The organism is Mycobacterium syngnathidarum (assembly GCF_001942625.1).
GTDB classification, from domain to species: Bacteria; Actinomycetota; Actinomycetes; order Mycobacteriales; family Mycobacteriaceae; genus Mycobacterium; species Mycobacterium syngnathidarum.
This window is the reverse complement of record NZ_MLCL01000084.1, coordinates 80,739-91,068: the sequence shown is the minus strand read 5'-3', so window position 1 is coordinate 91,068 and position 10,330 is coordinate 80,739. Positions and strand designations below refer to the sequence as shown.

Annotated in this window: 9 protein-coding genes; 3 read left to right on the top strand and 6 right to left on the bottom strand. The window is 64.7% G+C overall.

The window, feature by feature from the left end; all coding sequences use genetic code 11:
• The first annotated feature begins 239 nt into the window (after positions 1-239).
• Positions 240-1,886: an IS1634 family transposase gene (locus tag BKG60_RS24100; RefSeq protein WP_075910143.1), complete on the top strand. Its 1,647-nt coding sequence runs from the start codon at positions 240-242 to the stop codon at positions 1,884-1,886.
• Between the two features lie 125 nt (positions 1,887-2,011).
• Here the strand turns inward: BKG60_RS24100 and BKG60_RS24095 are convergent, their stop codons facing one another.
• Positions 2,012-3,325, bottom strand: a complete 1,314-nt coding sequence (locus BKG60_RS24095) for an AurF N-oxygenase family protein (RefSeq protein ID WP_075910142.1) — start codon at positions 3,323-3,325, stop codon at positions 2,012-2,014.
• 234 nt (positions 3,326-3,559) lie between these two features.
• Between BKG60_RS24095 and BKG60_RS24090 the strand changes: the two genes are divergently transcribed.
• Positions 3,560-4,948 carry an FAD-dependent oxidoreductase gene (locus tag BKG60_RS24090; RefSeq protein ID WP_075910141.1) on the top strand — a complete coding sequence of 463 codons (1,389 nt, stop codon included), beginning with the start codon at positions 3,560-3,562 and terminating at the stop codon, positions 4,946-4,948.
• A gap of 8 nt (positions 4,949-4,956) precedes the next feature.
• On the opposite strand, the gene manA is transcribed toward BKG60_RS24090, so the two are convergent.
• The 4 genes from manA to BKG60_RS24070 form a co-directional block, all read right to left on the bottom strand.
• The gene (gene manA, locus BKG60_RS24085) at positions 4,957-6,183 is read right to left on the bottom strand and encodes a mannose-6-phosphate isomerase, class I (protein ID WP_075910140.1); all 1,227 of its coding nucleotides are present in this window, start codon (positions 6,181-6,183) and stop codon (positions 4,957-4,959) included.
• 3 nt (positions 6,184-6,186) lie between these two features.
• Positions 6,187-7,257, bottom strand: a complete 1,071-nt coding sequence (locus BKG60_RS24080; protein WP_075910139.1) for a TobH protein — start codon at positions 7,255-7,257, stop codon at positions 6,187-6,189.
• Positions 7,254-8,642, bottom strand: a complete 1,389-nt coding sequence (locus BKG60_RS24075; RefSeq protein ID WP_075910138.1) for a phosphomannomutase/phosphoglucomutase — start codon at positions 8,640-8,642, stop codon at positions 7,254-7,256. Before BKG60_RS24075 ends, BKG60_RS24080 begins: the two co-directional genes overlap by 4 nt.
• A 117-nt stretch (positions 8,643-8,759) precedes the next feature.
• Positions 8,760-9,179 (bottom strand): DUF3499 domain-containing protein, encoded by a 420-nt coding sequence (locus BKG60_RS24070; protein ID WP_070187237.1) that lies wholly within the window; start codon positions 9,177-9,179, stop codon positions 8,760-8,762.
• Positions 9,180-9,310: 131 nt separating this feature from the next.
• On the opposite strand from BKG60_RS24070, the gene BKG60_RS24065 reads away from it, so the two are divergent.
• Positions 9,311-9,733: a metallopeptidase family protein gene (locus BKG60_RS24065; protein ID WP_036388738.1), complete on the top strand. Its 423-nt coding sequence runs from the start codon at positions 9,311-9,313 to the stop codon at positions 9,731-9,733.
• 46 nt (positions 9,734-9,779) lie between these two features.
• Here the strand turns inward: BKG60_RS24065 and BKG60_RS24060 are convergent, their stop codons facing one another.
• Positions 9,780-10,169: a WhiB family transcriptional regulator gene (locus tag BKG60_RS24060; RefSeq protein ID WP_019348659.1), complete on the bottom strand. Its 390-nt coding sequence runs from the start codon at positions 10,167-10,169 to the stop codon at positions 9,780-9,782.
• Positions 10,170-10,330: the final 161 nt, after the last annotated feature.

Genomic DNA, 10,330 nt, shown 5'->3' with positions numbered 1-10,330 from the left:
CTCGATGTTTACGCACCACCTGCACCGCGACAGCGCCCGAGGCGGTGCGCACCTTCCGCACGTATGCCACCGCCAGAACCTACCCGCTTAGTGCCCCAAACGGGGCACTAAGCCGAGGAAACCTGCACCTGACTTGGGTCACTTTGGACTTTTCCGCGAAGTGCTGACGCGTTGACCTGCGCTGATGGTTGCGGTTAGTGCACCTGCAAGGCACTAATTCGGCTCGGTAGGCTCGGTGGGTGGTGTGGATTCGGCGGGTGCGTACTGCCTCGGGCGCCACTGCGGTCCAGATCGCCGAGTCCGTGGACGGCCGCCGGCGGATCGTGCGTCACGTGGGTTCGGCCCGCGATGACGCCGAACTGGGACTACTCGTTGAGGAGGCTCGGCGGTTGTTGGCCGATGACGCCCAGCGAGAACTGGATCTGGGGATCACCCCGAAAGCCGCGAAGATTGAGATGGTGGGTCCGCCTGCGGTGACCCTGTTCACCGACGCGGGTGCCGGACCCGGCCCGCAGCAACTGGTGGCCCGGGCGCAGGTCGTGAAGTCCTGCAGCAGACTGCTCTACGAGGCCCTGGCCGGGGTGTACGCCGACCTGGGTTTCGACGACGCGGTCGACGATCAGGTGTTCCGGGATCTGGTGATCGCCCGGGTGGTGGAACCGACCAGCCTGCTCGATGTCGATCGAGTCCTGGCCGAGCTCGGTCGCACCTCGGCGTCGTTGTCCACACGTAAACGAACGCTGCGCCGTGCGTGCTCGGGTGGCTACCGTGCTCAGATCGCCGCCGCGTGTTTCCAAACCGCCAGCGCCACAGGTGATCTGAGCCTGGTTCTCTACGACGTCACCACCCTGTACTTCGAGGCCGACAAAGAAGACGACCTGCGTAAAGTCGGGTACTCCAAGGAACGGCGCGTCGATCCGCAGATCGTCGTAGGCCTGCTCGTCGACCGGCAAGGATTCCCGTTAGAGGTCGGTTGCTTTGAAGGCAACAAGGCCGAAACGCTGACCATCGTGCCGATCGTGAAGGCATTCCAATCCCGCCACCAAATCACCGACATGGTCGTCGTCGCCGATGCCGGCATGCTGTCGAGTTCGAACTTGCGTGACCTCGATGAAGCCGGGTTGCGGTTCATCGTCGGATCCAGAGTTACCAAAGCGCCTAACGACCTCGTTTCCCATTTCCATTGGCACGGCAGTCTTTTCACTGACGGCCAGATCGTCGACACCATTACCCCACGTGATCAGCGCGGTACCGCCACCAAGAGCAGCGATCCGAAACTCAAAGCCGAACCCGTCTGGGATGCCGCCACGCATACGAAATCGTGGCGGGCGGTATGGGCCTACTCGACCAAACGAGCGATCCGCGACACCAAGACGCTGAACCTGCAGGAGCACAAGGCCCGCGCCGTCGTCGCCGGCGACAAGACCGCACGCACACCACGATTCGTCAAGACACGCAACGGTGCCCGAGAACTCGACGAGGCCTCGCTGCAGCGAGCACGCGATCTGGTCGGGCTCAAAGGCTACGTCACCAACATCGACGCCGCCCGCATGCCCGCCACCGAAGTCATCTCCAGCTACCACGACCTATGGCGAGTCGAGCAGTCCTTCCGGATGTCGAAATCCGACCTCGCCGCCCGCCCGATGTTCGCCCGCACCCGCGACGCCATCGAAGCCCACCTGACCATCGTGTTCACCGCCCTGGCCCTCAGCCGCGAAATCCAGACCCGAACCGGACTGTCGCTGCGGCGGTTCCTGCGCACCCTCAAACCCCTACGCAGCGCCACCATCGACATCAACGGCGTCATCGCCACCTACCCACCAGCCATAAACCCCGAGGTCAAGACGATCTTAGACGCCCTCAAGCCCGAAAAGCTAAGGCACTAAGCCAAATGACCCAACTCGGGCCAGAACCTACCCGCTTAGTGCCCCAAACGGGGCACTAAGCCGAGGAAACCTGCAGGTCAACGGACTGCGGATTCGTAGACCAGCCGACCATGACCTAAGTCAGGTCAGAGGGTGGGCATGAAATCGGCAAGCGCCAGGATCATGAACACCACCAGCGCGAGCCCGATGAGGCCGCCAACCGGAATCATGGCCACGCACACCACAACCCACACGACAAGCCGCGGCCATTCGAATGGCTGGTTACCCACCACACCACCCCGGCGCTCGCGCAGTACGTGGTAGGCCGCCCACACGCATGCTCCGGCAGCAGCAGCAGCGATAATGCGCACCCCATCCGGGGTCATCGCCAAGGCCACGGTCACCATGATCGCCACAGCCACAAGTCGCGCCCAAACAGCCGTCCGAATCTCGACAAGTTGGGACACTGTGGAACTTTCGAACAGCCGATTCGGCTCACCGCGGTAGCGCGGCAGGCGACCGTCGATGCCCAGTACCCGCCAAATCCAACGCGACCACACCGACCGGAGTCCGAGACGATCCGCTACCCGCCGAGCGTCCGCGGCGGACTCTGCCATCATCTGACGCGAATATTCGCTTCGCCAATAGGCGGACTTGAAGGTTCGGCGCGGCACGTGGAATTCGCGCGCGAAAGCTCTAGGCGGGGTGAATATTTCACCCATCAGCCATCGCAGGAAGAGAGGAAACATTATTGCGTACAGGGCCCGCTTCCACCGCCCTGAATACTGCACACGCTCGGCCAAATGGTCATCGGCAAACGTGATATGGCGGGCCTCCTCCGCCAGATGAATATAGATAATCCGGTTCAGCAACGGCGGCATCCGTCGGTTGCCGCGCAGGAGAAGCGTCTGCTGAAAATGAACTGGCTGTTCGCCACCTAGCACACCGATGAAGAGCAGGACGCTGAGGTACCCGCTGATGAAACCTACTAGAGGGCCCATGATTCGCGATGTTCGCCGCATGCCAGGAACATCTTGGCCGTTTCGATTAATGAATTCCTGAAACATCTGAATGTGATTACATTCGTCAGTTACCTCATGCATCAAATATCGAAATACCGGATCACAATTGGGCAGTTTTCCCGCGTAATGCACCACGCCGCGTATCAGTATCATTTCGAACTGGATCCCCACCTTGAACGTATTGGCGGTAATCCATCGGCCCATGTCCACACGCTTCTGAAGCGGTTGCTCGGCATACCAACCGGTCGCTGCTAGCGGACTGGTGTCGATGCAGAGCTGCCAGCGAGGGTCATTGCCATCGAGGGCGTTCTCGGTTGCGTCCCAGTCAATGTCGATGAACGGATCGAACCGTAGTCGAGTCGTCGCGAAGGAAAGGGCCTCCACCACGGGAGGGTGTAGGTCCTCTGCTGTGTCATCCGCGTCGCCGACCGTCGTCATTTCCCCATCCGTTGGCGTGTGAGTTTCCTTGCAGAGGGTAGCAACCTGAGAGCTGAATCACGCCCTTAGCCACGGCATTGTGCCATGAGTTGTTGCAAGCCCGTTAGCCGAGGGCACGCCCGCCTTACCGGCGCCACTGCGCTGTCGCGGCCGACCGGCCACAACGGCACGCAATTGACGTTGCTTCTCAATCTGGCTCGGGTCACGCCAGGTTCGCAGTACCGTAGCCGTCTAATGAGCACCGATCACCAACATTCGTCGAACCATGCAGTCGTCATCGGAGGGAGCATCGCCGGACTGTGCGCCGCGCGGGTACTGGCCGATCACTACGATCACGTCACCGTCTACGAACGTGACGAGCTCCCCGACCAGCCGGTCAACCGCAGCGCCATTCCGCAGGGTCAGCATGTCCACCTGTTGATGGCCCGTGGCGCCGAGGAACTGGAAGGTCTGTTTCCCGGCCTGCTCGACGACATGGTGGCCGCGAACGTTCCCGTGGTCGAGAACCGACCGTCCTCCATCCACTTCGAGGCCGGTGGGCACCTACTCGGCACCGGCCAGACTCTCGAGTCCAACTTCACCGCGTACGTGCCGAGCCGCGGACAACTCGAATGGCAGATTCGTCGGCGAGTGTCGGCATTGCCGAACGTGCAAGTACTGCGCCGGGGAGTGACCGAGCCACAGTACGACCCCGGTACCGCACGGGTGACCGGCCTCGTGCTCGACGACGGCGAACTGATCACTTCCGACCTGGTGGTCGACGCCTCCGGGCGTGGTAGTCGGTTACCGGTGTGGTTGGAGCAGTGGGGCTTCGAACGCCCGCACGAGGAGTCGATCAAGATCGGGGTCACCTACGCCTCACAGCGCGTCCGTATCCCGGCGGAGCTCATCGGCGAGAAGATGGTCGTCGTCAGCGCGGCGCACGACACCGGGCTGGGTATGGGCATGTTGTTCCACGAGGACGGGATCTGGACGGTGACCGCGTTCGGAGTCGCCAAGGCCGAGCCGCCGAACGATTTCGCCGGCATCAAAGAGTTGGGTGGCACCGCATTACCGCCGCACCTTGCCGCTGCATTGCGGGCCGGGGAAGCGGTGGGCGACATGAACTTTCACCGCTATCCCGTCAGCAAGTGGCGTCGTTACGACAAGTTGGGCCGGTTCCCGGCCGGGATCTTCCCGTTCGGCGACGCGGTGGTCAGCCTGAACCCGACTTACGGCCAGGGCGTGACCATGTCGGCTGTCCAGGCGGCCAATCTGCGGCAGGTGCTGGCCGAAGGAACCCACGATCTGGTACCCCGGCTCGCGCGGCGCACCGCGAAAACGACGTACCCCGTGTGGACCATGAATTCGGTGGCCGATCAGGTAAAGCACGGAGCGGAGGGCGACCGGGCCTTCTGGTTCAGCCCACTGTTCGGGTTGTTCGACCAGTTCCTCGGGGCGGCCGAAACCGATCCCGTGCTGGCCGAGTGGTTTCTGCGGCGCACCAGCATGCTCGACAGTCTCTGGCTGACCCCTCCCCCGCGCATCGTTGGCCGGGCGATCCGTCACAACCTCAAGGCGTGGCTGGCCGAACGCCGCCGCGGAACCAGCCGTTCCGAGGAGTCCGTCGCGGCCGCCAGCTGATCCTGCGGTCAGATCCCGATGGTGACGCGGAACAGCTTCGTCGGCTCGGCAGCGGTCAGCCGAATGGGGCCGTCCTGGGCCGCCACCCATGCCGCCGCGCCCCGCTCCACGGTCAGCTTGTCGTCGTCGGCGTAGATCACTGCGGCGCCCTCGGTGCACAGCAGCAGCTGTGGCCCGTCGTGGTGGGAGTGCACGTCGATCTCGTCACCGAGGTGGTCACCCTCCACCGTCAGCACCGACACCGCGAACTCTTGCGCCGGTGTCTGGTACATGGTTTCCGGCCCGTCCGTGACGGATTCGGGCCGTAACCGCTCATCGGGGGTGGGCGTGAAGTCCAGGACCCTCAGGAGTTCTGGGACATCGACGTGCTTCGGGGTCAACCCCCCGCGCAGCACGTTGTCCGAGTTGGCCATCACCTCGACGCCGACACCGTGCAGATAGGCGTGCAGGTTTCCGGCCGGAAGATAGATGCCTTCTCCGGGCTGCAGGCTGATGCGGTTGAGCAGCAGGCTGGCCAGCACGCCGGCGTCGCCCGCATAGCGCTCGCCGAGCTCCAGCACAGTTTTGACTTCGGCAGCGAATTTCTTTTTCCCAGAACGGATGTAGTGCACCGCTCCGTCGAGAACAGCCGGCACCAAAACGTCGAGATCGGGTTGGGGCGCGGTGATCCAGGTGGTGAACAACGCCCGTAACCCGTCGGCGTCGGATTGATCGGAGAGCAGGTTGATGAACGGATCCAAATCCGAGACCGCCAGTGCCCGCATCAACTCGACGGTGCGATCCACCGGCCGGAAACCGGCAAGCGCGTCGAATTGTTCTAGGGCAACCAGCAATTCGGGCTTGTGACTGCGGTCGCGGTAGTTGCGGATCGGTGACGACACCGGAATGTCGAGCCGGTCCTCGCGGTCGAAACCCTCCCGGGCCTGGGCGGCGCTGGGGTGCGCCTGCAACGACAATGGTTCGTCGGCGGCCAGTACCTTGACCAGGAAGGGCAATGCGTCGCCGAAGCGAGCGATCGCCACCGTGCCCAACTGGCCTTCGGGGTCATCGTGAACTGCCTGCAGCAGTGACTGCTCACCGTGTTCGGTCTGCAGCCAAGCCGGGTCGCCCGGATGCGCGCCGAGCCACAGTTCGGCCTCCGGATGGATTGTCGGGCTGGGCCTTCCGGTGAATTCAGCGATTGCCGTGCGCGAACCCCAGGCATAGGTCCGCACCGCTCCCCGTAGCAGATGCACTTCTTATCCTCGAACCAGTTTCAAATACACGGCCGCCATCTCCATTCGGACAGCCAGGATCGCCAGTTGTTGTTCGGGGCGCCCGGTCGGCAGGGTCGTCCCAGCCGGCTCCGGCACGTCCTCGGCACCGACCACCGCGACGTCGTCGAAGCCGCTGACCCGTGCGCCCACCGTTTGTCGTTCGGTGTCGGTGATCAATGCGAATGTGCGCATCCGCCGCGGTAGCGGTCCGTCGATCTCTTCGTCGTGGAACAGCGATTGCGGCCCGGGCGCCCGGACCGCCCCGCCTGCCATCGCGGCAAGCACATCACCCAACCCGACGGCGGCCACCACTTCGCCGGCCAGTCGCAGCATTATCGCCGCACTGTGCCGGGCGAGTGCCAACGTGGCGGGATTGTCACCGGCGAGCACCACGGCACTGTCCGACATCCGGTCGGCCAATGTCTTGGCCGGGTTGGTGAACAGTTCTCGTGCTGCGCTGTTGCGCAGCGCCTCGGCGTCGAGTTCGTCGGCGAGCGCGGCCAGATCGACGCGCATACCCGGATCCAACACGTGTAGCACTGCCAATCCTGCGGCCAGGTACCGGGTCAGCCCGAAATCGTCGGGCACCCACAGCCGGGGTGCGAGCACCACGGCACGTCCGGCCGCGACGTCGCGCAGCGGGCCCTCGTGCGGCGCCACGATCAGCACCCGGGCACCGCGGCGCACCCCGGTGGCCGCGGCATTCACCAGTGCCGGGTCCCCCGGGTCGTCCCCGGCCACGATCAGCACGTCGAGGGCCCCGAGCCAGGGCGGGGTCTCGGCGGCCACCACGATGGGCGCCGAGATCGACGCGCCGAGCGCAGCGGTCAGCAGCGCGCCCGCATACTCAGCGGGACCGCGGCCGGCGACCCAAATCACCGTGCGCGGTGGATGATCCGCACGCAACGGATCCAGCATGCCTTCGGCCAGGGTCGCCTCGGTGGCCCTTACCTGCGCGCCCGCCATGGCCGCGGCCCGCAGCAGACCGTTGCGATCGGCGGCGAGAAGTCCGTCACCGTCGTCGAGGTCGACCGCAGCGTCCACGGCGTTCACGGCACCGGCTCGCTCACCCCACCGATCTGTGCCGAAACTCTGTCGACGAGCGCGGCGACGTCCTCAGCGGTACGTGCTTCCACGTTCAGCCGCAGCAGTGGTTCGGTATTCGACGTGCGCAGGTTGAACCAGCTGCCGTCACGGAGGTCGACCGTCACGCCGTCGAGGTGATCGATGGACTGGATCGAGCTGCCGAACGATTTGAGCACGGCCTCGACACATGCCGGGGCGTCGGCGACGGTGAAGTTGATCTCGCCCGACGCCTCGTACCGCTGGTAGTCGGCCATGAAATCCGACAGCGGGCGGTCCTGCTCGCCCAGTGCGGCCAGCACGTGCAGGGCCGCGAGCATGCCGGAATCGGCGCCCCAGAAATCACGGAAGTAATAGTGGGCCGAGTGCTCCCCACCGAAGATGGCGCCGGTTTCGGCCATCAGGGCCTTGATGTAGGAGTGCCCGACGCGGGAACGCACCGGGGTACCGCCGCGCTCGACGACCAGTTCGGGAACAGCGCGCGAGGTGATCAGATTGTGGATCACCGTGGCACCGATCTCACGCGTGAGCTCACGGGCTGCCACCAGTGCGGTCACTGCCGACGGTGACACCGGACGGCCCAGTTCGTCGACCACGAAGCAGCGGTCGGCGTCCCCGTCGAACGCCAGACCGATATCGGCACCGGTGGCCAACACATGGGCCTGCAGGTCGACGAGGTTGGCCGGATTCAGCGGGTTGGCCTCGTGGTTGGGGAAGCTGCCGTCAAGTTCGAAGTACAGCGGGAGCACGGTGGCGCCCGGGATCGGGCCGAGCACCGCGGGCGTGGTGTGGCCGGCCATTCCGTTGCCCGCGTCGACCGCGATGCGCAGCGGTCGCAGCGAGCTGAGGTCGACCAGGGAACGAAGGAAGCTGCCGTAGTCCGACAACACATCGCGGTCGGACACCGAACCGGCGCGCCCGTCGAAGGCCGGCACGCCCGCGATCACCTCATCCGAGATCGTCGAGAGGCCGGTGTCCTTTCCGACCGGTTTGGCCCCGGCTCGACACAGCTTGATCCCGTTGTAGGCGGCGGGGTTGTGGCTCGCGGTGAACATCGCACCGGGGCAGTCCAACAGACCCGACGCGAAATACAGCTGGTCGGTGGAAGCAAGGCCGATCCGAACCACATCCAGACCCTGGGCGGTGACCCCGTCGGCGAATGCGGCGGCCAGCGTCGGCGAACTGGCCCGCATGTCGTAGCCGATCACCACCTGCGCGGCGCCCTCGGCGCGGACCAGGCGGGCGAAGGCACTACCGACTTCGGACACGAATGCCTCGTCGATCTGACTCCCGACCAGTCCCCGGACGTCATAGGCCTTGATGACATCGTGAACAGCCGCCGCTGGCCTAGACATATTGCTCCTTGTGAAACGGATTCGTTGGCGCCAGCCTAGCCGTCGGGAGGCCTCGACACGTTCACTACTCGTGGGCCGGTCGTTGTCCGATCAGAAGCCAAACAGCGCTAGTCCGTGCTAGTTGTCGGGGTCCGGCAACACCCGCAGGTGGCCGCGACGACGCCCGTTGCTCTCCGCGGGACGCGCCGGCGGTGCCGTCACCGCACTGGTGGCCAGGCCGGTGGTGGGATCGGAAAATCCGGCCACCACGCCACCTCGGGGACCCGCCCCGGGTTGACCCTCGCGGACCGCATCGGCAAGCGCCACCAGATCGTCTTCATCGGGATGGGTGGGCAGCGGCCCCGCGTGGCGGACCAGCTCCCAGCCGCGCGGCGCGGTGATACGGCCGGCGTGGCCGACGCACAAATCCCAGGAATGGGGCTCAGAAACCGTGGCCAATGGTCCGACTACCGCCGTGGAGTCGGAGTAGACAAAAGTCAGCGTCGCCACGGCATAGTGCGGGCACCCGGGCCGGCAGCAGCGACGGGGAACATTCACGCCCCCGAGATTACTGTGGACGGTCGCTGTGCGGTGCCGGACACGCGCAGCCGGCGGGGCCCCGATCCCGAACCGTTACGATCATCGCCGTGGCCCAGCGCAACCCATGGCGATCGCGTCGCGGCCGCGATATGCGCGGGCCGCTGCTTCCGCGCTCGGTTCCCGGGTGGCGCAGCCGGGCCGAGCGGTTCGACATGGCGGTACTGGAGGCCTACGAACCAATTGAACGGCGTTGGGCGTCGCGGCTGCGTGAACTCGACGTCGCCGTCGATGAGATTCCGCGGATGTCCCCGAAAGATCCGGACAGTGTGCAGTGGCCGCCCGAGGTCATCGCCGACGGGCCGATTGCGCTGGCCCGACTGATACCGGCTGGGGTCGACGTCAGAGGGAATGCGACCCGGGCTCGAATTGTCTTGTTCCGCAAGCCCATCGAGCGCCGGGTCAAAGGATCCGATGAGCTGGCTGATCTGCTGCATGAAATCCTGGTGGCCCAGGTGGCCACCTATCTGGGAGTAGAACCGTCAGTCATCGACCCAACGATCGACGACGACTGACGTCGAGCGCCGCACCCTGCGATGAAGCGCTCTGCCGACAGGAACGTCAGATGATGCCGCGTTTGAGCCGGCGACGCTCCCGCTCGGACAGCCCTCCCCAAATACCGAAGCGTTCATCGTGCGCGAGCGCGTACTCCAGGCATGCGTCCTTCACTTCGCAGCCCTGGCAGATGCGCTTGGCCTCGCGGGTAGACCCGCCCTTCTCCGGGAAGAACGCCTCCGGGTCGGTCTGTGCGCACAGCGCACGTTCCTGCCATTGGTCATCTTCGGTTTCCGGATCAACATCGATGTGCTCAGGTACCAAACTCAGCTGAGGTCGTCCGGGAATCCCCAGCGGTGTCGGCCCGGCGTTGATGTGCGGTGCGTTGTCTACCGAGCCGAGTAGCCGGTTGTCGAACCGGACCACACGATCGAAATCGCCGCTCTCATAAGACATTATCCCCCGCCTCCTCACTCGGTCTCGTAGATCCTAAGTGGAGCCCCACTATTGCGATGTGCGGTCACCCATTCGAACAGTTGATCGAATCTCGGTCCGCGACACCGGAATCGGTCACCAACCGGGAAATGACACATCTGTGATTACACACGTGTTAGCTG